The 22892-nt window shown below is 67.7% G+C and carries 22 protein-coding genes and 1 riboswitch; of the genes, 7 read left to right on the plus strand and 15 right to left on the minus strand.

Features of this window, described 5'->3' with window-relative positions; translation table 11 throughout:
* Together ACXJLH_RS03495 and ACXJLH_RS03500 are read right to left on the minus strand one after the other, a co-directional pair.
* Nucleotides 1-534: a DUF4199 domain-containing protein gene (locus ACXJLH_RS03495; RefSeq protein ID WP_457442515.1), complete on the minus strand. Its 534-nt coding sequence runs from the start codon at nucleotides 532-534 to the stop codon at nucleotides 1-3.
* 40 nt (nucleotides 535-574) lie between these two features.
* Nucleotides 575-1531, minus strand: a complete 957-nt coding sequence (locus ACXJLH_RS03500) for a LysR substrate-binding domain-containing protein (RefSeq protein WP_457323066.1) — start codon at nucleotides 1529-1531, stop codon at nucleotides 575-577.
* A gap of 90 nt (nucleotides 1532-1621) precedes the next feature.
* On the opposite strand from ACXJLH_RS03500, the gene ACXJLH_RS03505 reads away from it, so the two are divergent.
* A complete protein-coding gene (locus ACXJLH_RS03505) occupies nucleotides 1622-1918 on the plus strand; it encodes a DUF2917 domain-containing protein (RefSeq protein WP_082532395.1) in 297 nt (98 codons plus the stop codon).
* Here ACXJLH_RS03505 and ACXJLH_RS03510 read toward each other — a convergent pair.
* Both ACXJLH_RS03510 and ACXJLH_RS03515 read right to left on the minus strand, forming a co-directional pair.
* A complete protein-coding gene (locus ACXJLH_RS03510) occupies nucleotides 1868-2275 on the minus strand; it encodes a TfoX/Sxy family protein (protein WP_056192413.1) in 408 nt (135 codons plus the stop codon). The two genes, ACXJLH_RS03505 and ACXJLH_RS03510, sit on opposite strands and share 51 nt — an antisense overlap.
* 6 nt (nucleotides 2276-2281) lie before the next feature.
* A complete protein-coding gene (locus ACXJLH_RS03515) occupies nucleotides 2282-3409 on the minus strand; it encodes a sterol desaturase family protein (protein ID WP_057298115.1) in 1128 nt (375 codons plus the stop codon).
* Nucleotides 3410-3508: 99 nt separating this feature from the next.
* On the opposite strand from ACXJLH_RS03515, the gene ACXJLH_RS03520 reads away from it, so the two are divergent.
* The 4 genes from ACXJLH_RS03520 to ACXJLH_RS03535 all read left to right on the plus strand — a co-directional run bounded on the left by ACXJLH_RS03520 (nucleotide 3509) and on the right by ACXJLH_RS03535 (nucleotide 6747).
* Nucleotides 3509-4078: a 5-formyltetrahydrofolate cyclo-ligase gene (locus ACXJLH_RS03520; protein WP_056192418.1), complete on the plus strand. Its 570-nt coding sequence runs from the start codon at nucleotides 3509-3511 to the stop codon at nucleotides 4076-4078.
* Between the two features lie 73 nt (nucleotides 4079-4151).
* Nucleotides 4152-4376: a DUF1161 domain-containing protein gene (locus ACXJLH_RS03525; protein ID WP_457323070.1), complete on the plus strand. Its 225-nt coding sequence runs from the start codon at nucleotides 4152-4154 to the stop codon at nucleotides 4374-4376.
* A gap of 8 nt (nucleotides 4377-4384) precedes the next feature.
* A complete protein-coding gene (gene pepQ / locus ACXJLH_RS03530; RefSeq protein ID WP_457442516.1) occupies nucleotides 4385-5701 on the plus strand; it encodes a Xaa-Pro dipeptidase in 1317 nt (438 codons plus the stop codon).
* A complete protein-coding gene (locus ACXJLH_RS03535) occupies nucleotides 5701-6747 on the plus strand; it encodes a hypothetical protein (protein WP_457442517.1) in 1047 nt (348 codons plus the stop codon). Before pepQ ends, ACXJLH_RS03535 begins: the two co-directional genes overlap by 1 nt.
* Here ACXJLH_RS03535 and ACXJLH_RS03540 read toward each other — a convergent pair.
* Nucleotides 6740-7753, minus strand: a complete 1014-nt coding sequence (locus ACXJLH_RS03540; protein WP_457442518.1) for a sigma-70 family RNA polymerase sigma factor — start codon at nucleotides 7751-7753, stop codon at nucleotides 6740-6742. The two genes, ACXJLH_RS03535 and ACXJLH_RS03540, sit on opposite strands and share 8 nt — an antisense overlap.
* Before the next feature lie 159 nt (nucleotides 7754-7912).
* Here ACXJLH_RS03540 and ACXJLH_RS03545 point away from each other — a divergent pair, with 159 nt between their 5' ends.
* Nucleotides 7913-8722 (plus strand): SDR family NAD(P)-dependent oxidoreductase, encoded by an 810-nt coding sequence (locus tag ACXJLH_RS03545; protein WP_457442519.1) that lies wholly within the window; start codon nucleotides 7913-7915, stop codon nucleotides 8720-8722.
* Here the strand turns inward: ACXJLH_RS03545 and ACXJLH_RS03550 are convergent.
* The 8 genes from ACXJLH_RS03550 to ACXJLH_RS03585 form a co-directional block, all read right to left on the minus strand.
* Entirely contained in the window at nucleotides 8719-10965 is a 2247-nt protein-coding gene (locus ACXJLH_RS03550) for a WD40/YVTN/BNR-like repeat-containing protein (protein WP_457442520.1), read from the minus strand. The genes ACXJLH_RS03545 and ACXJLH_RS03550 overlap by 4 nt on opposite strands.
* Before the next feature lie 174 nt (nucleotides 10966-11139).
* Nucleotides 11140-11607, minus strand: a complete 468-nt coding sequence (locus tag ACXJLH_RS03555; protein ID WP_457390573.1) for a low molecular weight protein-tyrosine-phosphatase — start codon at nucleotides 11605-11607, stop codon at nucleotides 11140-11142.
* A gap of 12 nt (nucleotides 11608-11619) precedes the next feature.
* Nucleotides 11620-13917 (minus strand): TonB-dependent receptor plug domain-containing protein, encoded by a 2298-nt coding sequence (locus ACXJLH_RS03560; protein WP_457442521.1) that lies wholly within the window; start codon nucleotides 13915-13917, stop codon nucleotides 11620-11622.
* 73 nt (nucleotides 13918-13990) lie between these two features.
* Complete coding sequence (locus ACXJLH_RS03565; RefSeq protein ID WP_056192435.1) at nucleotides 13991-14605, minus strand: OmpW/AlkL family protein; 615 nt, start codon at nucleotides 14603-14605, stop codon at nucleotides 13991-13993.
* Nucleotides 14606-14731: 126 nt separating this feature from the next.
* Nucleotides 14732-15571: a methylenetetrahydrofolate reductase [NAD(P)H] gene (gene metF / locus ACXJLH_RS03570; protein ID WP_457352611.1), complete on the minus strand. Its 840-nt coding sequence runs from the start codon at nucleotides 15569-15571 to the stop codon at nucleotides 14732-14734.
* The gene (locus tag ACXJLH_RS03575; protein WP_056192440.1) at nucleotides 15568-16314 is read right to left on the minus strand and encodes a TlyA family RNA methyltransferase; all 747 of its coding nucleotides are present in this window, start codon (nucleotides 16312-16314) and stop codon (nucleotides 15568-15570) included. Before ACXJLH_RS03575 ends, metF begins: the two co-directional genes overlap by 4 nt.
* A gap of 6 nt (nucleotides 16315-16320) precedes the next feature.
* Complete coding sequence (ahcY, locus tag ACXJLH_RS03580) at nucleotides 16321-17733, minus strand: adenosylhomocysteinase (protein ID WP_457442522.1); 1413 nt, start codon at nucleotides 17731-17733, stop codon at nucleotides 16321-16323.
* A gap of 76 nt (nucleotides 17734-17809) precedes the next feature.
* Nucleotides 17810-17891: riboswitch (S-adenosyl-L-homocysteine riboswitch) on the minus strand.
* 10 nt (nucleotides 17892-17901) lie between these two features.
* Entirely contained in the window at nucleotides 17902-18801 is a 900-nt protein-coding gene (locus ACXJLH_RS03585; RefSeq protein ID WP_457321844.1) for an AraC family transcriptional regulator N-terminal domain-containing protein, read from the minus strand.
* A gap of 156 nt (nucleotides 18802-18957) precedes the next feature.
* On the opposite strand from ACXJLH_RS03585, the gene ACXJLH_RS03590 reads away from it, so the two are divergent.
* Nucleotides 18958-19959, plus strand: a complete 1002-nt coding sequence (locus tag ACXJLH_RS03590; protein WP_457442523.1) for an aldo/keto reductase — start codon at nucleotides 18958-18960, stop codon at nucleotides 19957-19959.
* Here ACXJLH_RS03590 and ACXJLH_RS03595 read toward each other — a convergent pair.
* Nucleotides 19949-21172, minus strand: coding sequence for an MFS transporter (locus ACXJLH_RS03595; RefSeq protein ID WP_457442524.1), 1224 nt, complete (start codon nucleotides 21170-21172; stop codon nucleotides 19949-19951). The two genes, ACXJLH_RS03590 and ACXJLH_RS03595, sit on opposite strands and share 11 nt — an antisense overlap.
* Nucleotides 21173-22672: a hypothetical protein gene (locus ACXJLH_RS03600; RefSeq protein WP_457442525.1), complete on the minus strand. Its 1500-nt coding sequence runs from the start codon at nucleotides 22670-22672 to the stop codon at nucleotides 21173-21175.
* Nucleotides 22673-22892 lie beyond the last annotated feature (220 nt).

The following is a 22892-nucleotide window of genomic DNA, read 5'->3' on the forward strand; positions in this document are numbered from 1 at the left end:
TCAGATCCGCTTCGAAGCCATGAAGCGCGGGTTGCGCAGCAAGGCCGCCGAGATCAGTGACACCAGCAGGCCGACCGGCACGATCTCGGCCATGGTCATCGGGAAGCGGAACAGCGGGTTGGCGTAGTTGCGCTTGAACTCGTCCATCTCGGCGGCGAGCTTGGCCAGCTCGGCCTCGGGCAGGCCCTTGGCCTTGTTCTGCGCGAGATACATCTTGGCCCACTCGGTGCCGAAGTCCATCTTGGTGACGGCCAGCGTCACCTCCCAGGCGGCCGCATAGACGACGCCTGCGACGAGGCTGATGGCCAGGCCCAGCGCGAAGGCGGGCCAGAAACGGATGACGCCGCCGAGTTCGTCGTCACGGCGGCGCTTGATGGCAACGAAGACCAGGCTGAGTGCGACCAGCATCAGCGTGTAGCCGATGACCATGCCGTGAGCCGGCGGCGCCCCGCGGTTCAGGATGAGCAGGGCGAACAGCGGCACGCCTGCAGCCAAGCCGGCGGCGACGCCGAAGGACAGGATGGTTTTCAGCATGGGCCGATGTTCAGACCGGCCCGGCCGGCAGCGCAACAGGTCAGACCCCCGCCACCTGTGCCCGCGTGATGGCAGCCTGCTCGCGCACCCAGTCCGCAAACTGCTGCACCTCGGGCCGGCGCGCGGCGTTCGGGCCCAGCATCATCCAGTAGCTGAACGGGCAGCCCAGCCGTCCGGCCTTGCCGAAGGGCTCGACGAGCTCGCCGCGCGTCAGATGTTCGTGCACCAGGGGCAGGCGGGCCAGCGCTACACCCTGACCGGTCAGCGCGGCCTGCACCTGCTGGTAGGTGAAGTTCAGGTACAGCCAGCGGCGCGGCTGCAGGTCGTGCTCCCCCATCTCGGTCAGCCAGCGACGCCAGCTCAGGAACTCGGCGCTGGGGCGGGCGTCGTCTTCTTCGGCCAGCGCATGGCCGGCGAGGTCGGCGGCGCGCTTCAGCGGCGCCGGTGGGTTCTGCAGATACCAGGGGCTGACGCAGGGCGACAGCAGTTCCTCGAAGAGCTGCTCGGCGTCCGCCGGCACCGAGGGGCGGTCGTCGTAGCGCAGCGCCAGGTCGCTCTCGCCGTCCTCCAGGTCGACCTTGCGGTCATAGGCCGACACGCGGATGTCGATGTCGGCATGCTCGCGCTGGAAGGCCTCCATGCGCGGGATCAGCCACAGTGATGCGAAGGACGCAAAGGTGCTGACGTTGACGACGCGCCGGCCGCGCGAGCGGCGGATCTGGCGGACCGTCTGGTCCAGCCTTGAGAGCACGGCCACGGCCGTGGGCAGCAGCACAGCACCGTCGCTGGACAGCTCCACCTTGCGCGTGCCGCGCAGGAAGAGCACGCAGCCGATCTCCTCCTCCAACGACTGGATCTGCCGGCTGATGGCGGACTGCGTCAGGCTCAGTTCCTCGGCCGCCGCGCGGAAGGACAGCAAGCGGGCGACGGCCTCGAAGGCACGCAGCGGACCGATGGACAGGGGTCTTTGGCGGACTGGTTGCTTCGGCTGATTCATGCGTGAATGGTATCAATCGGCGCCGCGGAGTCATTGGACCGCCTTGGGTGAAATAAGCAGAATCCCTGACATCAACCCAGGAGTCTCATCATGAGCGACGCGCAATCTGTTTGGCATTTGGACGGTGGCCGGGCCATGACCTTGGCCGGTGGCGCCGAGTCTCGCCGCCTGGCGGTGGCCCGTGGCCGCGTCTGGCTGACACTGTCGGGCACCCCCGACGAGCCGGCCGAAGACAAGTGGCTGGAGGCTGGCGAGGCCGTGGCGCTGGCGCCGGGCCAGACGGCGGTGCTGGAAGGCTGGCCCGCCGCCGACTTCGAGCTGTTGGTGCCGCCGGTGTCAGCCTCGGCGAGCCGTGGTTTTCTTGCCCGCCGGTTTTTGGGCCGCTGATTTCTTCCTGGCCACGGGCTTCGCGGCCTTGGCGTTGGCGGCACGCAAGGCCGCCTCGAGCGCCAGCCGCGCCCAGGGCAGCATCAGCGCAGGTGATTCCAGCGTCTCCTCGGGCGGCTGGTAGTAGCTCATCACCTGGCGCTCGCCGTTCTTGGTACCGTAGCTGAAGGGCTCGCAGCCGGCTGCGACGAAACGCTCACGCGACACGTCATCGGTCTTCAGATAGAGCTGGTTCGAGATGACCAAGGCCATGAACAGGCCGTCCACATAGATGCCGTGGCCGCCAAACATGCGGCGCGGCCGCACCGGGCCGAGGGGCTGCAGCAGCTCGACGCAGAGCTCGATGAAGGCGTCCATGCGTGATCAGCCCTTCCAGGTGAACGGGAAGTGCAGCTGGCGCAGGAAGCCGTCGGGCACATAGTCACCCAGCACGCCGTAGTGCTCCGGCCATTTGCGATCCGACTGCACGGCGGTGCCGAACAGGTGGTCAAGAAAGGCGAAGTGAGCCGCGTAGTTCTTGTCCAGCGCCTCCTGGTCCTGCGAGTGGTGCCAGTGGTGGAAGTTGGGCGTCACGATAAGGTAGCGCAGCGGCCCTAGGCGCACGCTGACGTTGGCGTGGTTGAACACGGCCTGGAAGCCGACGACGACGATGTAGGCGTCGATGACTTCCTTGCTGAAGCCCAGCACGAAGATGGGTGCCAGCACCAGGGTGCGCGTGATGATGAGCTCCAGGATGTGTTGGCGCGAGCCGGCCAGCCAGTCCATGCTCTTCACGCTGTGGTGCACCGCGTGCAGGCGCCACAGCGTCGGCACCTCGTGATAGGCCCGGTGCGTCCAGTACTGCACCAGGTCGGCCACCAGGACGATGAGGAAGAGGGCGACGGGGAAGGGCAGGCCCTGCACCCAGCCCTGGATGCCGTCCTTGGCCGCCCAGCCGAAGAACTTGTGCACCAGGAGATTGGTGGCCAGCATCACGAAGCCCACGGCCAGGTGGTTGACGATGAAGTGGTGGAAATCCGTCTGCCACTCGGGGCGGAACACCGGCTGGTCACGGCGCAGCGCGAACAGCTTCTCGATGAAGACGAAGATCAGCGTCGAGCCCAGCAGGTCGAGGATGAACCAGTCCAGGCCGACATAGGGCGTGTGGTCGGGGAAGTTCGGGTCCACCTCGACCTTGTGCCCGCCCAGCGCCAATGCCAGGCCCAGCAGCACGAAGGTCCACAGCGCCAGCCAGCGCATGCGGCTGAACACGATGTTGAACAGCGCCAGCCCGCCGGACAGCACCAAGGCCCAGTACAGCAGGCGCCGGATCACGTCGACGTCGTAGGACTGGCGCAACTGCGGCGTCGTCAGGTATTCGGGGAAGTGGAAGGCCAGCACGCCGAGGAAGCACAGGATGGCCAGCGTGAGCGCGATGACGCCGCTGATCATGCCGCGGCCCGGCTTGAGCGCCCCGCTTGATTCGCTGAGCTGGTTGAGCTTGTTCAGCACTGGTGGTTCTCCCTGCGTTTCCGTTGGGTCGGGACTCTAGCGAGGTCGGCGCTTGGCCCACAATGGCCAGATTCACAGGTCCGGAAGAAAGCCACGCTCTTGGACGCCAACGACCGCGCCGCCATCCGGCACAAGCTGATCGAACAACGGCTGGCCCTGCCCAACCGCCTGGACCTGGCCGCCGAGCTGCAGGAGGTGCTGAGCGTCTGGCTGCTGCGCCGGCGCGAGACCACCATCGGTGCCTACTGGCCCATCAAGGGTGAGTTCGACCCCCTGCCCACCCTTTACCGATGGGGTGAGAACCACCCCCATCGCCGCATCGGCCTGCCGGTGGTGGACAAGGTGCATGGCACGCTGCGCTTTCACGTCTGGTACCCCGGCTGCCCGATGGAGGAAGACGCCTTCCACATCCCCAAGCCCAAGGACACCGAGGAGTTCAAGCCCCAGCTGATGCTGGTGCCCTGCCTGGGCTTCGGGCCTGCCGGCCTGCGGCTGGGCTATGGCGGTGGCTTCATGGACAAGACGCTGGCCGAGATGGATCCGAGGCCGGCGGCTGTTGGGATCGGCTATGCGCATGGCTTTTTGCCGTTGTTGAAGCCGAGTCAGCTGGATGTGGCGTTGGATGCAATGTTGACGGAGGAGGGGGTGGTCTGGGACAAGGACGGCTGAGGCAGCGGGCATCTCGATTGCCGGGGTGCTCTGCCGCAGAATGGCTGCCTCGCAACCCCTGCCCAAGCTCGCCATGCGTACCCTCCTGCTGACCGTCGCCCTGTCCCTGGGCTGCGCCGCTGCCTTTGCCGCCGCCAAGCCCTGCGACGAACTCAAGGCCGAGATCGCCGCCAAGCTCGATGAGAAGGGCGTCAAGGGCTATGAGATCGCCGTCGTCGACAGCGACAAGGTCGGCGAGGCCAAGGTCATCGGCAGCTGTGACGGCGGCGCGAAGAAGTTGACCTACGTGCGCAAGTGAGCCGAGCGATGAGCCTCTACACCGACCACCTTGCCGCATTGCAGCAGCACGCGGAATCGGCACTCGAGCGCACCGGCTTCGACACACTGCTGATCGCCTCCGGCATCGAGAAATACGCCTTCCTCGACGACCGGCCCTATCTCTTCCAGGCCAACCCGCATTTCAAGCACTGGCTGCCGCTGACCAACCACCCGCACTCCTGGCTGGCCGTGCGCCCGGGCAGGAAGCCGCGCGTCGTCTACTACCAGCCCGACGACTACTGGCATGTGCCGCCCAGTGCGCCGAGCGGCGAGTGGGTGGATGCGGTCGAGCTGGTCGTCATTCGCGAACCGGAAGAGGCCGCCGCCGCGCTGGCCGACTGCATCACGCCGCGCACAGCCATCCTCGGTGAAGCCGATGCCGCGCTGCCGGGCGTGACCCCCAACAACCCCGAGACCCTGCTGAACCTGCTGCACTGGTCCCGTGGCGTGAAGAGCCCGTATGAGCTCGAGCAGATGCGCGCCGCCCAGCGCCGCGCCGTGCCGGGCCACAACGCCGCCCGCGCCGCCTTCCTGCGCGGCGAGAGTGAGGCATCCATTCACCGGGCCTATCTGGTCGCCACCGGCCACACCGACCGCGACCTGCCCTACAGCAACATCGTTGGCCTCAACGAGCACGCCGCGGTGCTGCACTACCAGTACCAGGACGAGAGCCCGCCGCCCGAGTCGCGCAGCTTCCTCATCGACGCCGGCGCGCAGGTGAACGGCTATGCCAGCGACATCACCCGCACCTGGGCGGCGCCCGGCCATGACGAGTTCGCGGCGCTGATCGCGGCCATGGAGCGTGAGCAGCTCGGCCTGGTCGACGAGGTGCGCGAGGGCGTCGACTACCGCGACATCCACCTCAGCACGCACCGCCGCATCGCCCGCGTGCTGCGCGAGGCCGGCATCGTCAACATGAGCGATGAGGCGATGGTGGCCGAAGGCGTCACCAAGCCCTTCTTCCCGCACGGCATCGGCCATCTGCTGGGCCTGCAGGTGCACGACGTCGGCGGCTTCATGGCCAACGAGGACGGCGGCGTGGCCGACAAGCCCGAAGGCCACCGCTACTTGCGGCTGACGCGGCCGATTCAGGCGGGCATGGTGGTCACCATCGAGCCGGGGCTGTACTTCATCCCGACGCTGTTGCGCCAGCTGCGCGCATCGCCGCAGGCGGCGCAGGTGGACTGGGACTGCGTTGACCGGCTGGCGCGCTACGGCGGCATCCGCATCGAGGATGACGTGGCCTGCCGCACGGCCGGCGAGGCGCCCGAGAACCTGACGCGGGACGCATTCGCGTTGGTGTGATGAACCTCTCGATGGTGCTGCTGGCCGGCGCGCTCGCGCTGCCCGCCAGCGCGCCACCGCCCGAGGCCCAGCTCGGCCGCGTCGAGGTGCAGGGCGAAGCCGCCGCGGCACGCGAGAGGAAGACGCTAGGTCAGCTCTTCAAGGCCGAGTCGTTGTTCGACAAACACCATGCCCTCGCGCCGACCGCGGCGCTGAAGTTCAAGGTCTATGCACGCACTCAGGCCGAGACGACGCAGGCGCTCGAACTGGGCCTGATGACGCGCGGTGGCCGCCAGCCGGTGGTGCTGGATGCCGAGGACCGTTTCGTCGTCGACCCGACGTGGCACGCGCTCGATGAGCGCATCGAGATCCGCAGCCGCCTGGCCGATGGCCGTGTGACCTGGCGGCCCGACATCCGCACGCCCGGCGTGCCCGAGGGCGAGCGACGGTTGGGTGACCTGCGGCTGCAATGCCGCGTTGCCTTCGGTAGCGGCGTCGCACGAGGTACCGATTTCTTTGGCGGCCTGTTCTCCTTCGCCTTCGACGATTGCTGGGACCGCGACTGGAGCCCGAGCAATTTCGCCGACACGCCCATCTTTGCGGTGACGTTAGTGCACGGCGAGCGGCGGTTGACGCTGAGCGAGCGCCTGCTGCATGGCCTGCGCGACGGCGGCGGGCCGAAGTACGACTGGGGCTACTCGCTGCGCGAGCGCATGTTCCGCCTGCCCATGGGCGACGCGAGCTGGCCGGACGACACGCGCGTCGTCTTCGAGGCCATGGACGATCCGCCTTCGCCGCCCGAGGTGGAACTGCAGGCGCTCAAGAGCGGCTGGGCACAGGCGGCGCTGACGCTCGCGCCCGGCCTGACGCCTGCCGAGGTCGCGCAGCGCCTGGGCCCCGCCAGCGACGACACGCGTTTCGAGTCGGGTCGGCGGTTGCAGCGCCACCTGCATGAGATCAGGACGCCGGCCGGCCCGTTGCAGTTGGAACTGGTCAGCCTCTTCGATGCCAGCGACCGGCTGCTGAAGTCGTCGCTGCGGCGGCTCGCCCCACCACGACCTAGGTGACCAGCGGCAGCGACCGCGGCAGGTCGAACCACGGCAGCACGTTGCTCTCGAAGCGCGTCAGCGCACAGATTTGCTCGCCCGCCAGCGTCATCACGAACAGGCCGGCGCCATGGCGGATGCCGTTGGGCGCGAGGACGTAGGCACCGAAGGCCGGCTGGCCATTGGCCCGCGTCGGCAGCAGCGTGAAGCGCCGGCCGGCGCCGAAGATGCTGGCGAAGAAGCGCGTGGCGGCGTCCAGGCCTTCGTACTCCAGCGGCATCGGCGGCATGGAGACAAACACGTCGTCGGTCAGCAGGGCCACCAAGGCGTCGAGGTTGCCGGTCTCGTAGGCCTGGGTGAACTTCGCGGTGATGGCCGTCTCCGCTGGCGAGCCGATCACAGGAGGTGCGGCGCGGCCCGTCGGCTGGCGGCGCTGCAGGCCGGCGCGGGCCCGCTTCAGCGCGCTGGTCACCGACTCCAGCGTCGCATCCAGCATGTTGGCCACCTCGTTGGCGCTGAAGCCGAGCACATCGCGCAGGATCAGCACGGCCAGCTGTCGCGGCGGCAGCAGCTGCAGGGCGGTGACGAAGGCCAGCGAGATGGATTCGCTGCGCTCGTAGACGGTGTGCGGGCCGGGCGCCACGTCGATGACGCCGTCCAGCAGCTCGTCGGGATAGGGCTCCAGCCACACCACCTCGCCGAGCCGGGTCGGCTCGGGCGGTTCGATGTTGGGCACGTCCCAGGCCTTGGCCGGCCGCCGGCTGGCGGTGCGGCGCAGGTTCAGGCAGCGGTTCGTGGCGATCTGGTAGAGCCAGGTGCGCAGCGACGCGCGGCCTTCGAAGCCATCCAGGCCCTGCCAGGCCGCCAGCAGCGTGTCCTGCAGCGCGTCCTCGGCGTCCTGGAAATTGCCGAGCATTCGGTAGCAATGCAGTTGCAGCTCGCGCCGGTAGGGCGCGAGCGCCGCGCGAAAGGCGTCGCCGTCGCCGGCCCTCGCCTTGTCGATCAAGTCCGGATTCACCCTGTTCATCGGTGCCTCGCTTCGTGGATTGATTGTCTTCATCCCTGTAGACACCGGCGGGCGTCGGAACTGGGCGGTCCGGCGAGCGCCCAGTTTGCTGATGTCGTGGTGTCTACAGCAGTGACGGGATCCCCCGTCGCCAGCCGTTGAGTCGGCGGCTGGCCATCCATGCTGAAAGGAAGCGACATGCTGTTGAAGAACAAGGTGGCGGTGATCTATGGCGCCGCGGGAGCGATTGGTGGGGCCGTCGCGCGCGCGTTCGCGCAGGAGGGTGCCAAGGTCTTTGTGACGGGCCGCCAGCTTGGCGGCGTGCAAGCCCTGGCTGGCCAGATCGAGTCGGCGGGCGGGTCCGCCCATGCTGCCGAGGTGGACGCGCTTGACGAGCAGGCTATTGACCAGCATTTGCACGCGGTGGTTGAGCAGGCCGGGCGCCTGGACATCTCGTTCAACGCCGCGGGGTTCTCGAACGCGATGGCCCTGGGCGTGCCGTTGGTGGAACTGGGCCTGGCGCAGTTCTCCGCCCCGGTCGTCGACTACGCCAGGTCTTACTTTCTGACGGCGCGGCTTGCGGCGCGGCGCATGGTAGCGGCCAAGTCAGGCGTCATCATGACCGTCACTGCGCTGCCGGGGCGCACCGGCACGGCGCTGAACGGCGGCTATGGTGCCGCTCAAGCCGCCAAGGAGGCGTTGACGCGCGACCTGTCCACCGAACTCGCGCCGCATGGCATCCGCGTCGTCGGCCTGCGCCCGCATGGCATGCCCGAGACCCAGGTGATGAAGGAAGCCTTCGAGCTCAAGGCCGCGCGAATGGGCATGACGTGGGAGCAGTTCCAGGTCTTCCTCGCCAACTGGAGCCACCCGAAACGCGTCATGAGGCTCGAGGAAGTGGCGCAGATGGCCGTGTTCCTGGCCTCCGACAAGGCAAGCGGCATGACGGGCACGACCGTCAATCTGACGATGGGCGGCGCCTCTGATTAGGGATTTGGATCTCCGTACTGCACGCCGCGGCCATGCGTGCCGACGTAGACGCGGCCGAACACCTTGGGGTCGCCGCTGATCTGCAGGATCAGGCCCCACTGGTGCGCGTCGTCGTTGATGCGCCGCCAGCTCGCTGCACTGTCGGCCGACCGGAAGATGCCGTATTGGCCGGAGACGACACCGACGAGGTAGAGGGCCGGCTCGGCTGAGCCTGGCGCCGCGCGGCCAAAGCCGAAAGCGTGGATCTGCGTGACGGCGGGCTGCCGCTTGAAGCCTTTGCCATCACCGGCGCGGTACAGGCCGTGGTAGGCCGCGAGCCACAGGTCGCCCTCGCGGCCGGGCGTGGCGTAGAGCCTGTCCTGGCCGCCGCGGTGGTCGCCGCGGTCGCCGCCGTCGTGGTTGCGCGGCGCGGGGCGTTCGACGGCACCGTCGGGCAGGGCCAGCGGCCGGGCGCTGAAGGTCTTGCCGCCGTCGTCACTCGCGTACAGCTTGTCGTCGAACAGCGCCATTGCGTGGAAGCGGCGCGGGTTCACGCGGTCGGCAACGACACGGGTGCCGGCGGGCAGGCCCTGCGCCGCGGTCCACGTGTCGCCGCGGTCGTGGCTGACGTGGGGCAGTCCCCCCTTGGGCGTCCACACCCAGGCCTTGCCATCGGCGGACACCGCGATGAAGCCGTCGCCCGACTTGGGATCGGGCACGGTCGCGGGTTCGCGCCAGGTCTTGCCGCCGTCGAGCGAATAGCCGAGGTTTTTGCCGATGCGTGCATGGCCGATGCGCACGATGACCTCGGGCGCCAGCTCGGCGCCGGTCACGTCGTGCGTGTTGCCGAAGAAGGGCGGCTTGGGGTTGCCGGGTGCGGGCACGTCGAGGTCGGCATGGACGAAGCCCGAGTAGTCACCGATGGCCGTGACGAGCGGGACGCCCTGGGTCGGGCTGTGCAGCGCCAGGGCCACGGTCTCCTCGATGCCGGTGCTCATGACCTGCCAATGCGTGGGCTTGGCGTTGTCGGCCTGGGTCAGGTCCAGCGTTTCCCAGCCGCCATAGCCGGTGGTGAAGAGGGCATGGTCGGGGTTGGCGGGGTTGATCTTGACGTCGTACATCCAGTGCACCGGCGTGTCGGCAACGTAAGGCGCGGCGGCGGCGTCGAACTTCGCAGCGAGGAACGGCGGCTTCCACGTCGCGCCGCCATCGGTGCTGCGAAAGAGCTGGTCGCCCGCGCCTCGGCCGACCGTGCTGGCGAGCAGGCGCTGCGGGTTCGCGGCATCGACGGCGACGGTGGCATAACCGAAGGGGAGGGCGGCGCTGGGGCGCTCGGGCGTGATGTCGGCCCAAGCCTGCTTGGGGATGTCGTAGCGCCAGACCGCGCCGTCTTTCATACGGTGCGGGCCGGGGTCGCTGGCATAGGCGATGTAGAGCTTGCCGTCACTCGCGAGCGCGGCGCGCATCGGGCGGTACTGCGTCGGGGCACCGGAGATAGGCAGCCAGCTCGTGCCGGCATCGCGACTCACCCAAAGGCTGGGCCGGCCGATGACCGACACGCCCGCGTAGATCGTTCGGCTGGGCTGGCCGCGTGTGCCACTGCTCGGGTCGAAGAGCACGAAGTTGATCGTCGCCTTGCCGTCGCTGCCGCCCCAACTGGGTGGCGGGCCGTCGGCCGCGTCGCGGCGCCAGGCCGAGTCGGGGAAAGCGTCCACGCGCTGGAAGCTCTTGGCTGCATCCGCGCTGCGCCACAGGCCGGAAAAGCGGCTGGCGAGGTAGAGCACGCGGCCGTCATTGGGGTCTACGGCCAGCCGCTCGCCATTGCCGCGGCCGCCCTCATTGCCGCCGAGTTTGAAGGGCAGGTCGGTGCGCTGGAAGGTGCGGCCGCGATCGTGTGAGCGCAGCACGGCGCCATTGGGCACGGCGGGGTTGGTGTAGGTGCCGCAAGCCAGATACAGGGCGTCGGAGTCGTTGGGATCGACGGCCAGGCTCTCGACGCCCATCAGGTTCACGTCGGCCAGCGGCAGCCAATCCAACAGGGGTTGCCACGGGCCGGTGGCCGTGTCACGGCGATAGGCGCCGCCCATGTCGGTGCGGGCGTAGGCCAGGCCCGGCACCGCAGGCTGGAAGACGATGCCATCGACAAAGCCGCCACCGCTGATGGCGACCGGATGCCAGCTGTAGGGCGTTTCAGCGGGTGGCGCGGCCTGGGCGGACGCGGCGGCGAGCAGCAGGGCGCCCAGCAGGGGCTTGATGGGGTTCATGTCTCCAGCACTTCTTATGACAGCGCTCGACATCGTAATTTGTTCGTTGGGCGAACAAACACGGTTTACCCCAAGAAACTCGATGTCACCGCTACTGATTTGATGTGGCGCGGCATGCGCTCAAGAGCGGAACGCCGATACAGCCCGGACTGCATCGGGCGCGAGGCGAAACGGTCATCGCTTACGAAGGCTCTCAACCAATCCATCACAAGCTGCTTCGACCAAGTCCAGCACCTCATCGAAGCCGGCAGCGCCGCCGTAGTAGGGGTCAGGCACTTGCGGGTTGCCTGCGTGAGGCGCGTAGTCCATCAGCAGCTTCAGTCGAGGCCGCTGGCTGGGCGGGCACAGCCGTTCCGCATGGGTGAGGTTGTCGGCATCCATCGCCAGCACAAGGTCGAAGCGGGCGAAGTCCTCCGCCACCAGCTTGCGGGCGCGCAAGCGACTCAGGTCATAGCCACGCTTCAGCGCGTGCTCCTGGCTGCGCTCGTCGGGCGGCGCACCGACGTGATAGCCATGCGTGCCGGCAGAGTCCACCTCCACATCGAGGCCGGCGGCCGCCAGCTTCGCGCGCATGACGCCCTCGGCCGTCGGGCTGCGACAGATGTTGCCCATGCAGAAGAACAGGATGCGGCGTGTGCTCATGCGCCGCATTGTCTAGAACCGCATGTCTGCCCGCAGCGAGATCACCCGGAAGGTGCGGTTGCGTGACCAGCTGTCGGTGACGATGTTGTGGCTGGTGATGGTGTCGATGTAGACGGCCTCCGACGTGACCTGTGCATCGCGCGGCAGCAGGTTGGCCAGAGACAGGCGCCAGTTGATGCCGTCGCGCACCGAGCCGCTGGCCCAGGACAGGTAGGCGTCGAACTGGCGGCGGGCGGTCTCCTCACGCTTCAGGTTGAGGGTCTGCTGCACGCTGCTGGCCGGCACGTAGTTGAAGTTGAAGCCGCTGCCGAAGTTCTGGCCCAGGGCCTTCCAGCGGTGGTCGAGGCCGAAGTTCAGGCTGCCGCGCGGCTGCTGGTCCAGGCGGGCGTTGGAGCCCGGGATGCCCTTGACCTTGCTGTCGAAGACGGCGATGTTGAAGCGCAGCAGCAGCAACTGCCATTCGGGCGGCGCTTCCTCCCACAGCTCGTCCAGGCGCGCCTTGACCTCGAACTCGAAGCCCATGGTGCGCGCGCCTTCCATGTTGCGCGGCCGGCTGACCCAGCGCTGCGACTCGTCCCAGGGCACGGTCTCCAGCTGCAGGTTGCTGCGGATCAGGCTCTTGATGTCGCGCACGAAAGCGCTGCCCGACACGATGCCGCCGGTGGGCAGCCAGTGCTCCAGGCTCAGGTCCACGCCGGTGGCCAGCTCGGGTTTGAGGTCGGGGTTGCCGGCGCGGTCGGCGTAGGTGGGCAGGTTGGGGCCGGTGGGGTAGGTGGTGTTGATGGTGGGCCGGGCGATCAGGTCGTTGAGGTTGGGCGAGCGATAGCTGCGCGTCAGGCTCAACCGCACCTGGTCCTTGGGGAAGGCCTCGGGCTTCCACAGCAGGTGAAAGAGCGGCGAAGTGACCTGCGAGACGTTGCGCGTGTCGGGCAGCAAGCCGCTGGCATCGGCGCGGGTCTCGATGCGTTCGTAGCGGATGCCGGCATAGACCGACCAGATCTTGCTCGGGCTCCACTCGTCCTGCGTGTAGGCGGCAAAACGCTGGTTGCGCGAGCCCAGCGTGTCGCCGAACTTCTGCAGCGCGGGCGACTCCACGCCGTCGATCAGCGTGCGGCGCACCTGCACCCGGTGGCTCTGCTCGCTCTCGGCGCCGGTCACCCACTGGTGCTCCTTGGCGGTCTTGAGGCTCCACTTGGCGCCCAGGCTGGTCTGGTCTTCGTCGGCGACGTTGTGGTCGTCCTGGATGCGCTCCAGGTCGATGCCGATGTCCTTCAGCGTCTCGCGGCGCTGGCTGTTGCTGGTGGACTTGAAGCCGCCACGGCCCACGCGCAGGTCCCAGCTCTCACCGACGGCGGGCCGGTAGTTGGCCGACAGGTTGAGTCTCAGGTTGTGCACGCGGCTGTCGTTTTCGCCTTGCACGTCGCGAAAGCGCGTGAAGCCGACGGCGTTGTTCTGGCTTGAACCTTCGCTCTGCGACAGCGCGAAGAAGGGCGCGAGGTTGAAGCTCAGCGTGTCGCTGTATTTCCAGCGCAGGCGCGCATTGCCGTTGAGGTTGGCGCTGTTGCCCACGCTCGTGCCTTGCTGCACGGTCTCGTTGAGCACCTGGCCGGTGTCGGTGTCGACGACGCGGTTGTGCGAGTCGATGTTGTTGAAGCGACGGTGCAGGCCGGCGTTGGTCGACACCGCGCCGACGAACTCGTCGCCGTTCGGGCCGCCCCACTTCAGGTTGCGCGTCCAGCTGGCGTCGGCCTGCGGCTCGCCGCGGTCCTGGCCGAGGCTCAGGCGCAGCTCGTTCGTGGCCTTGAGCAGCGGCTCGCGCAGGATGATGTTGATGGTGCCGGCAATGGCGCGCGCTCCAGTCTCGGCGGTGGGCGCGCGGTAGATCTCGATGCGCTCGACCTGGTCCGGCGGCAGGTCCTCCACCGCGAAGCCGGCCGGCGCGCGTTCGCCGTCGACGAGGATCTGCGTGAAGCCGCTGCCCAGGCCGCGCATGCGGATGTCGCCGCCACGCCCGGGCCGGCCGCCGATGGTGACGCCGGGCAGGCGGCGCAGCACGTCGCCCAGCACCGTGTCGCCGTAGCGGTCCAGGTCTTCGCGCTCGATGACGATCTTGCTGGCCGTGCTGTTGCGGCGGCGGCTGTTGGCCGTCGGCCCGCCGTTGACCTCGACGCGGTCCAGGCGGTTGGCGGCGCCGCTGGCGGCGGAGGCCGGCGCGGCGGGCGGGGGCGGGGGCGTTTTTTGGGGCGTTGTCTGGGCCGCGCACAGGGCGTTGGCACACAGCATTGCCAGCGCAACAAGAAGGCGGCTCATGGCCGCGCATTCTTGCGGAGCGAAGTGACTTTCGCTTACGTAAAGCGCTCATTTACATGAGCGCAAGCGGCCGTCAGAACCGCCAACCCAGGCCGACGCTGGCAAGTGTCGGGTTGACCTTGAACTTGCCGGCCGACGCGCCGTTGGCATAGACCGTCGTCTGCAGGTCGACCTTCTTCACGTCGAAGTTCAGATAGGTGCCCTTGCTGATCTCGACGTCTGCGCCGATCTGCCAGGCAGCGCCCCAGCTGTTGTGCTTGATGCTGGGATGAAGAGCGGTCTGCACGGCAGGCGCGAACTCGACGCTGGAGAAGTTCGTGTAGTTCACGCCCGCACCGACGTAGGGACGCACGGTGCCGGTCGGGTTGAAGTGGTACTGCAGCGTCAGCGTCGGCGGCAGGTGCTTGAGCGAGCCGATCTCGCTGCCGTTGGAGTAGATCGTCTGCTTCTGCGGATAGGTCAGGATCAGTTCGGCCGCGATGTTGGGCGCGATGAAGTAGCTGAAATCAACTTCTGGGAAGGTCTTGTTGTTGATCGACAGGCCCAGGCCCGTGCTGTCCTTGTTGGCGGAATCCAGGTGCAGCGCCCGCACGCGTACCAGCAGCGGGCCTTCATCGGCGAAGGCGGGCTGCAGGGCAAGGGCAGCGGCGGCAACGGCGGCCAGGCGCAGGGCGGAAGAGAACTTCATCAATGGCTCCAGTGAATGGGACGTGTCCCGATGGAGGCATTGCACGCGCCGGCGGCTCACGGCGGTTTGAGGCAACACAAGGCGGCGCCTCGCAGCGCCACACTCGATGTGGGGTTTTGAGCTGGATCAAACCTTGTTGCCAAGGCCGAGGCGTTTGCACAACTCCAGCGTCAGCGCGCTCTGGTTGAGCGTGTAGAAGTGGATGCCCGGCGCGCCGCCGTCGATGAGGCGTTCGCACAGCCGCGTGATGACGTCCAGGCCGAAGGCACGGATGCTGGCGGCGTCGTCCATGAAACCTTCCATCTTCATCTGCACCCAGCGCGGGATGTCGATGCCGTCACGCTGCGCGAACTGGGCGATGCGGCCGTAGTTGTGGAAGGGCATGATGCCCGGCACGATGGGCTGGGTGACGCCCAGGCGGCGCGCCTCGTCGACGAAGTGGAAGTAGGCGTCGGCGTTGAAGAAGAACTGCGTGATCGCGCCATCGGCGCCGGCCTTCATCTTGTCGACGAAGTGCTGCAGGTCGCGCGCCGCATAGCGCTGCTGCGGGTGCACCTCGGGGTAGGCCGCGACCTCGATATGCCAATCCTTGCCCTGGGTCTCGCGGATGAAGCTGACCAGTTCGGAGGCGTAGCGGAACTCGCCCGCCGTGGCCGTGCCGCTGGGCAGGTCGCCGCGCAGGGCGACGACGCGGTGGATGTCCTGGGCACGGTAGGTGGCCAGGATCTCGGCGATGTTCTCGCGCGTGGAGCCCACGCAGCTCAAGTGCGGGGCGGCGTTGAAGCCGGCCGCGGCGATGTCCATCACGGCGCCCAGGGTCTTGTCGCGCGTGGAGCCGCCGGCGCCGTAGGTGACGCTGAAGTACTGGGGCGACATCGCGCCCAGCTCCTGCACGACGGTCTTGAGCTTTTCGACGCCGACCGGCGTGTTCGGGGGGAAAAATTCGAAACTGACAAGGGTGCTCATCGGGAGGCCCACAAGAAGAATTCGCGATTGCCATCACCGCCGGTGATGGGGCTGTCGAAGTAGTCCAGCACCTTGAGGCCGAGGGCCGTGCAGGCCAGGCGCACGCGGGCTTCCAGTCGCGGGTAGTCGGCCTCGTCCTTGACGAGCCCGCCCTTGCCCAGGGCTTGTGGCCCCAGTTCGAACTGCGGCTTGATAAGCACGAGCAGATGGCCGTGCACCTCCAGCCAGGGCAGCAACTCCGGGAGGCTGCCCACCATGGAAATGAAACTCAGGTCGCCGACGATCAGCGTGAAGCCGCCCGTCGGCGCGTGCTGGCGCAACACGTCCAGCTCGCGCACATGCACGCCTTCCAGCGCCGTGACGCGCGGGTCGGCCAGCAGCTTGGCATGCAGCTGGCCATGGCCTACGTCCACGCCAACGACATGGCGGGCGCCGTGAGCCAGCAGGCAGTCTGTGAAGCCGCCTGTGCTCTGGCCGACGTCCAGCACCGTGTGCGTCGTGACGTCGAAGCCGACGCGGGTGAGCGCGCCTTCCAGCTTGAGCCCGCCGCGCGACACATAGCGCAGCTCCGCGTCGTCGGTGACGCGCAGCTGCGCCGTCTCGGGCAGGTCCTCGCCGGCCTTCTTCAACATCGCCCAGCCGGTGGGCGAGGCCCATTCGGCGGCGGCGTTCGAGATCAAGCGCTGGGCCACCGAGCGGGTCGGTGCCAGGCCTTGGGCGACGAGGAGCTGGTCAGCGCGCATCGACGATCAGTACCGATAAGTGTCGGGCTTGTACGGGCCGGCCTTGTTGACGCCGATGTAGGCGGCCTGCTCTTCCGTCAGCTCGGTCAGCTGCGCATTCAGCGTGGTCAGCTGCAGGCGCGCGACCTTCTCGTCCAGGTGCTTGGGCAACACATAGACCTGGCCGATGGCGTAGTTGTCCTTGTGCGCGTAGAGCTCGATCTGGGCGATGGTCTGGTTCGCGAACGAGCTGCTCATCACATAGCTCGGGTGGCCCGTGCCGCAGCCCAGGTTCACCAGGCGGCCCTTGGCCAAGAGAATGATCCGCTTGCCGTCCGGGAAGATCACATGGTCGACCTGGGGCTTGATCTCTTCCCACTCGTACTGCTCCAGCGCCGCGACCTCGATCTCGTTGTCGAAGTGGCCGATGTTGCAGACGATGGCGTTGTTCTTCATCGCCAGCATGTGCTCGTGGCGGATGACGTTCTTGTTGCCGGTCGTCGTCACGAAGATGTCGGCCTTGCTTTGGGCGTACTCCATCGTCACGACGCGATAGCCTTCCATCGCGGCCTGCAGCGCGCAGATGGGGTCGATCTCGGTGACCCACACTTGCGCCGACAGCGCACGCAGCGCCTGGGCCGAGCCCTTGCCCACGTCGCCATAACCGGCCACGACGGCGATCTTGCCGGCGACCATCACGTCGGTAGCGCGCTTGATGCCGTCCACCAGCGATTCACGGCAGCCATAGAGGTTGTCGAACTTGCTCTTGGTGACCGAGTCGTTGACGTTGATGGCGCGGAACAGCAGCGTGCCCTTGGCCGACATTTCCTTCAGGCGGTGCACGCCCGTGGTCGTCTCTTCGGTCACGCCGATGATCTCAGCGCTCTTGCGGGTGTACCAGGTGCCGTCTTCGGCGACCTTCTTCTTGATGGCCGCGAACAGGATGCGCTCTTCCTCGCTGCCGGGGTTGGCCAGCACGGACAAGTCCTTCTCGGCCTTCTGGCCCAGGTGCATCAGCAGCGTCGCGTCGCCGCCGTCGTCCAGGATCATGTTGGGGCCTTCGCCCGCTTCACCCTTGCCGGCAAATTCGAAGATGCGGTGGGTGTAGTCCCAGTAGTCTTCCAGCGTCTCGCCCTTGTAGGCGAACACGGGCGTGCCGACGGCGGCCAGCGCGGCGGCGGCGTGGTCTTGCGTGGAGAAAATGTTGCACGAGGCCCAGCGCACTTCGGCGCCCAGGGCTTGCAGCGTCTCGACGAGCACGGCCGTCTGGATGGTCATGTGCAGCGAGCCGGTGACGCGCGCGCCCTTGAGCGGCTGTGTGGCGGCGTATTCCTTGCGAATGGCCATCAACGCCGGCATCTCATGCTCGGCGATCTTGATTTCCTTGCGACCCCAGTCGGCCAGCGACAGGTCCTTGACGATGTGATTCGTGGTGCTCATGCAGGGCTCCTTCAAGCGAATGAAGCCGCTGGCGGGTCGTACGGGGGGATCAAACCTCACCCAGGCACGGATTGCCAGCGGGTGAGCGCAGTTGCAGGGGGTCAGAACTTCCGAGCCTGGCCTCAATAGGTGCTGAGGTTGCAACGCTCCTCGGAAGGAGGCGGCATTCTAGCCGGCAGCGCTGCGCAGCAGCGAGATGTCCTCGCGTGGCGGCGCGCCAAAAAGGCGACGATATTCACGGCTGAACTGCGAAGGGCTCTCGTAACCAACCCGGTGCGCGGCGCTGGCGGCATCCAGGCCATCGCCCAGCATCAACCGGCGTGCCTGCTGCAGGCGCAGGTTTTTCTGGAACTGCAGCGGTGACAGGGCGGTCAGCTGCTTGAAGCGCAGATGCAGCGTCGACGGGCTCATGTGGGCCAACTCGGCCAGTTCGTCGATGGACAGAGGTTCGGCATAGCGGCGCGACAGCTGCTCGATGACGCGGCCCACGCGGCGGGTGACGCCGTCGGTATGCGCCAGCGAACGCAGCCGCGGGCCCAGCGGGCCGGTCAGCACGCGGTAGAGGATCTCGCGCTGCACCAACGGTGCCAGCGTCTTCAGATCCTGCGGGCTGTCCAGCAGCTGCAGCAGACGCAGGGCAGCGTCCAGCAGCGGCGCGGTGACGGGCGCGACATGCAGGCCGGCGTCGTTGCCTTCAGGCGGTGCATCGCCGTCCAGCAGCAGCTCGGTCAGCGCCTGCGTCTCGCAGCTCAGGCGCATACAGACATAGGGCTTGGCCGGGCTGGCCTCCAGCACTTGGCCGCGCGGCAGCATGGTCATGGGTACGACGAGGCACTGCATGGCGTCGTAATGCACCACGCGCTCGCCGAGCTGCGCGCGCTTGCGGCCCTGCAGCACCAGCACCAGGCCGGGCTCATAGACCGCCGGCACAGGCTGGGCCGGCGCGCTGGCGCGGATCAGCCGCAGCCAGGGCAGGGCGGTCGTGTGCAGGCCATCTGCGGGCGCGCGGGCCAGGGCCTGCGCGATGGTGCGCTCGCGCAGGGCGTGCAGGTCATCGTCTTGAGGCATGTGAGCGATTGTGCAAACACTTGCCCAAAGCTGGCGTCGTGCAGGGGCATGCGCTGGAGGATCGGGCAAGCATGTCCGAGCTTTGTGCTGGGCGACCGGCGCCCGGTTTCCTAAGCTGTCCCCATCCCATTGATGATCCCTTCAAGGAGTTCCACCATGACGCATTCGACCCTTCCCCGCCGCCGCCTCGGCGCTCACGGCCCCGCGGTTTCTGCCCTGGGCCTGGGCTGCATGGGCATGTCCGAGTTCTACGGCCCGGCCGATGATGCCCAGTCGCTGGCCGTGCTTCACCATGCGCTGGACATCGGCATCAACTTCCTCGACACGGCCGACATGTATGGCACCGGCGCCAACGAGCGCCTGCTGTCGCAGTTGCTGGCCACGCGTCGCGACGAGGTGATCGTCGCGACAAAGTTCGGCCATGTGCGTGCGCCGGATGGCGCGGCGGTGCGCATCGACGGCAGCCCGGCCTATGTGCGCGAGGCCTGCGATGCGAGTCTCAAGCGCCTGGGTGTGGACCACATCGACCTCTACTACCAGCACCGCGTCGACAAGAACGTGCCCATCGAAGAAACCGTCGGCGCGATGGCTGAGCTGGTCAAGGCCGGCAAGGTCGGGCACCTGGGCCTTTCGGAGGCCTCGGCCGCGACCATCCGCCGCGCGCATGCGGTGCACCGAATAGCCGCTGTGCAGACCGAATACTCGCTGTGGAGCCGCGACGTCGAAGCCGAGATCCTGCCCACCTGCCGTGAGTTGGGCATCACGCTGGTGCCCTACAGCCCGCTGGGCCGCGGCTTCCTGACCGGCGCCATCCGTTCGGCCGAGCAACTGGCACCCGACGATCGCCGTCGCATCCATCCGCGCTTCCAGGGTGGCAACCTGGACCACAACCTCGCGCTGGCGGATGCGCTGTCGGCGTTGGCCGAGGAGTGGAGCTACACGCCGGCCCAGCTCGCGCTGGCCTGGCTGCTGCACCGGGGCGAGGACATCGTGCCCATTCCCGGCACGCGCAGCATCAAGCGGCTCGATGAGAACGCGCTGGCGTCCCACATCCACTTCGATGCCGGCCGGCGCGAGCGCATCGAGGCGCTGCTGGCCGCGCACATGGTGGCCGGCACGCGCTACCCGGCGGCGCAGATGAGCGCGGTCAACGTGTGATGCTGCGATAGGCCCAGAAGCGCGGCAACAGGAAGCCGGTGGCGATGACACCGGCCAGGCAGATCACGCCGCCGATCCAGATCGCCGGCGCCACGCCCCAGGCATCGGCCATGAAGCCGGCCCGCGCGTTGCCGACCAGCGGGCCGGTCAGGTAGCTGATCATCTCGATGCCGGCCAGGCGGCCGCGCAATGTGTTGGGGATGGTCTCGTTCCAGATCGTGCCGCGGAACACGCCGCTGACCATGTCTGCGGCGCCGGCCACGGCCAGGCAAGCCAGGCCCAGCATCAGGCTGGGTGCAAAGCCCAGCGCCACGATGCCCAGAGCCCACACCGCCGCCGCGATGACGACCGCGCGGCCGTGGTGGCTGACCTTGCCCGTCCAGCCGCTGAACAGGCCGATGACCAGCGCGCCGACCGACATCGCCGACAGCAGCCAACCCACCGATTCGGTGCGCCCGTCCGCCGCCGCCATCGCCGGGAACAGCGCCACCGGGAAGGCAAAGGCCATCGCGACGATGTCGACGATGTAGGTGCCCATCAGCTCGGGCCGCGCCCACGCGAAGCGCAGGCCTTCGGCAAGATCGGCCAGCAGATGCGGCCGTTCGCCTGGTGCGTCGACCGTGCCGATGGTTTCGCGCGGTATGCGGGCGATGAAGAACAGCGCCGCGATGAAGGTCGCGAGGTCGAAGATGTAGGCACCGACCGCGCCCCATTTCGCGAGCAGCAGCCCGGCCAGGGCCGGCCCGGCGACCATGCCCACCGTGCCCCGCACCGACGACAGCGCCGCTACAGCCGCGAACTCTTCGGGTTTGGCGAGCTTTTGCGTCAACGCCTCCAGCGCCGGGCGGTGGAAGCCGCTGGCACCCTGTAGCACCGCCACCAGCGCGTAGATGGCCAGCACGCTCGGCGTGGCGCTCAGCGCATTCGTCAGCAGGCCGGCCAGGCACAACGCCATCAAGGCCTCCGAGCCGATCAGCAGCCGCTTGCGGTCGACCCGGTCCGCCACGGCGCCGCCCAGCAGGCCGCAAACGACGACCGGGACCAATTGCACCAGACCCAACAGGCCGACCTGGGCGTTGGAATGCGTCAGCTCATAGAGCTGCCAGGGCACGGCCACATAGCTGACCATGGTGCCCAGGCCCGAGATGAACTGACTGGCGAAGAGACGGCGAAAGGCGGTGTTGCGGCGCAGCGGCCCGATATCAAGAAGCATTCAGTGAACTTGGCTTTCGAAGCGGGCAAAGCGTGCTTCGAGGTCCCATTGCAGGCGGGCCTTGGTGTGGGTGGAAAGGAAGTCGCGGCAGCGCGCCGTCTTGGGCTCAGCTCCGGTGCGTTCGCCTGTGCAGCTTGCAACGAAGCGGCCGCTGCCGGTGTCGGCCAGCAAAGCCTGACCTTCGACGAAGCCGTAGTGGAGGGCATTGCGCGACAGCTGCTTGAAGTCACGGTAGCTCAGCTTCGGATAGGTGGCCGCGGCGCGCTGGTATTCGTTCGTCAGGTCGATGCGGAACACGCCTTCATCGTCGGCCGACAAGGCCGTGGGCACGCCGAACTGGCGGTACAGCAGGAAGGGGTGCTGATCGCCCTTGAGGTCGTGCACGATGGCATTGCTGGTCAGGTTGATCTCAACCATCACGCCCCGCTTGGCCATCTCGCGCAGCGTGTCGAAGGCGCCGGTCTCCAGGCCGATCGCCTCGCCGTGACCGATGCGGCGCGCACCGGCGACGTCCAGCGCCTGGCGGATGTGGTCCTTGAAATCCTCGGGCGGTACGAGGCCGAATCCGAACTCGCCCGCATGCAGCGTGACCTTCACCTCGGGGTAGAGCTTGCTTAAGCGCCCGATGACGCTCATCTGCTCCTTGTAGTGGCGCAGCGTGCCGGGGTCGTCCTCGGGCGCGACGAGATTGAGCCCGACGTAGCGCGGGTCGGCCTTCACAAGCAGGAAGGCCAGCGCGATCTGCGCATTGACCTGCTCGGGCGGGAAGGTGCGGATGACCTGGGCCAGATAGCGCAGCGCCACGCCGCAGCCCGGCTCGGCATTGGCCTGGTTGCAGTGCGCCAGCTCGCGCCAGCGCTTCTCGATGCGGTCCAGCTCGGCGCGCGTGTCGGCGACGATGCGCTGCAGGGCCGGGTGATGGGCCCAGTCGCTGGTGGGCCGGTCGGCGCGAAAGGCACCGGCCTCGGCCGCCGCGATCGCGCGCGCCTTGTCCATGCCCCAGGACTGCAACAGCTCCAGGTAGACCGTGTTCTCCGCGCCGCGGCGGTTGGTCGCCTCACGCAGCATGTCGCCCTCGCGGCCCAGGGTGCCGGGGATGAAGCGGCCGAAGGTGACGAAGGTCTGGTCATGGCCCGACTTGCTGCCGCGCTCGAAGTTGCGTACCGAGTAGGCGTCGACGAGCTGGCTGTAGCGGGCGCTGTCGGCCGCGTAGTCCTTCATCAGGGGCCGCGCCGTGTCGCAGGGCGGGAAACTGATCTGGCCACTGGCCGGGTCCACGCATTTGCCGTCGGCGCTGGCCCAGCCAATGATGTTCTCGGCGTAGATGCTGCCGTCCAGGTGGTTGTGCAGGTCGCCGCCCTTGGGGAAGGTGGCCATGAATTGCCGCAGCAGCCAGGGGTTGCTGCGGGCTTGCTCAAGCGCGCGGGCTGCACCGGCCTCGTCGGCATGGGCCAGCGGGCACAGGGTCAGGGCGAGAAGCAGTGGGGCAAGACGGCGCATGGCGGCAACTCGGGCGGCAATCGTGACCGGGCGATCCTAGGGGTGATCGACCCAAGCGCCGCGATCTCGTAGATCCGGGCACGATGGCGTTGCTGTCGATAAGTCGGATGCGGTACAACGATGTGCTCTCGCCAAGCCCTGCGCCAAGCGTTCGCATGCAGCCAGGGATCGATGCCGCCAATCACAAGCGCGGCGCCCTCCAGCCCGACATGTATGGGCT

It is taken from the genome of Roseateles sp. P5_E4 (assembly GCF_054049255.1).

Bases quoted from the DNA above. Each gene is read 5' to 3' on its own strand.
- ACXJLH_RS03495 (WP_457442515.1), bottom strand. From the start codon at position 534: ATGCTGAAAACCATCCTGTCCTTCGGCGTCGCCGCCGGCTTGGCTGCA.
- ACXJLH_RS03500 (WP_457323066.1), bottom strand. From the start codon at position 1,531: ATGAATCAGCCGAAGCAACCAGTCCGCCAAAGACCCCTGTCCATCGGT.
- ACXJLH_RS03505 (WP_082532395.1), top strand. From the start codon at position 1,622: ATGAGCGACGCGCAATCTGTTTGGCATTTGGACGGTGGCCGGGCCATG.
- ACXJLH_RS03510 (WP_056192413.1), bottom strand. From the start codon at position 2,275: ATGGACGCCTTCATCGAGCTCTGCGTCGAGCTGCTGCAGCCCCTCGGC.
- ACXJLH_RS03525 (WP_457323070.1), top strand. From the start codon at position 4,152: ATGCGTACCCTCCTGCTGACCGTCGCCCTGTCCCTGGGCTGCGCCGCT.
- pepQ (WP_457442516.1), top strand. From the start codon at position 4,385: ATGAGCCTCTACACCGACCACCTTGCCGCATTGCAGCAGCACGCGGAA.
- ACXJLH_RS03535 (WP_457442517.1), top strand. From the start codon at position 5,701: ATGAACCTCTCGATGGTGCTGCTGGCCGGCGCGCTCGCGCTGCCCGCC.
- ACXJLH_RS03540 (WP_457442518.1), bottom strand. From the start codon at position 7,753: ATGAACAGGGTGAATCCGGACTTGATCGACAAGGCGAGGGCCGGCGAC.
- ACXJLH_RS03545 (WP_457442519.1), top strand. From the start codon at position 7,913: ATGCTGAAAGGAAGCGACATGCTGTTGAAGAACAAGGTGGCGGTGATC.
- ACXJLH_RS03550 (WP_457442520.1), bottom strand. From the start codon at position 10,965: ATGAACCCCATCAAGCCCCTGCTGGGCGCCCTGCTGCTCGCCGCCGCG.
- ACXJLH_RS03555 (WP_457390573.1), bottom strand. From the start codon at position 11,607: ATGAGCACACGCCGCATCCTGTTCTTCTGCATGGGCAACATCTGTCGC.
- ACXJLH_RS03560 (WP_457442521.1), bottom strand. From the start codon at position 13,917: ATGAGCCGCCTTCTTGTTGCGCTGGCAATGCTGTGTGCCAACGCCCTG.
- ACXJLH_RS03565 (WP_056192435.1), bottom strand. From the start codon at position 14,605: ATGAAGTTCTCTTCCGCCCTGCGCCTGGCCGCCGTTGCCGCCGCTGCC.
- metF (WP_457352611.1), bottom strand. From the start codon at position 15,571: ATGAGCACCCTTGTCAGTTTCGAATTTTTCCCCCCGAACACGCCGGTC.
- ACXJLH_RS03575 (WP_056192440.1), bottom strand. From the start codon at position 16,314: ATGCGCGCTGACCAGCTCCTCGTCGCCCAAGGCCTGGCACCGACCCGC.
- ahcY (WP_457442522.1), bottom strand. From the start codon at position 17,733: ATGAGCACCACGAATCACATCGTCAAGGACCTGTCGCTGGCCGACTGG.
- ACXJLH_RS03585 (WP_457321844.1), bottom strand. From the start codon at position 18,801: ATGCCTCAAGACGATGACCTGCACGCCCTGCGCGAGCGCACCATCGCG.
- ACXJLH_RS03590 (WP_457442523.1), top strand. From the start codon at position 18,958: ATGACGCATTCGACCCTTCCCCGCCGCCGCCTCGGCGCTCACGGCCCC.
- ACXJLH_RS03595 (WP_457442524.1), bottom strand. From the start codon at position 21,172: ATGCTTCTTGATATCGGGCCGCTGCGCCGCAACACCGCCTTTCGCCGT.
- ACXJLH_RS03600 (WP_457442525.1), bottom strand. From the start codon at position 22,672: ATGCGCCGTCTTGCCCCACTGCTTCTCGCCCTGACCCTGTGCCCGCTG.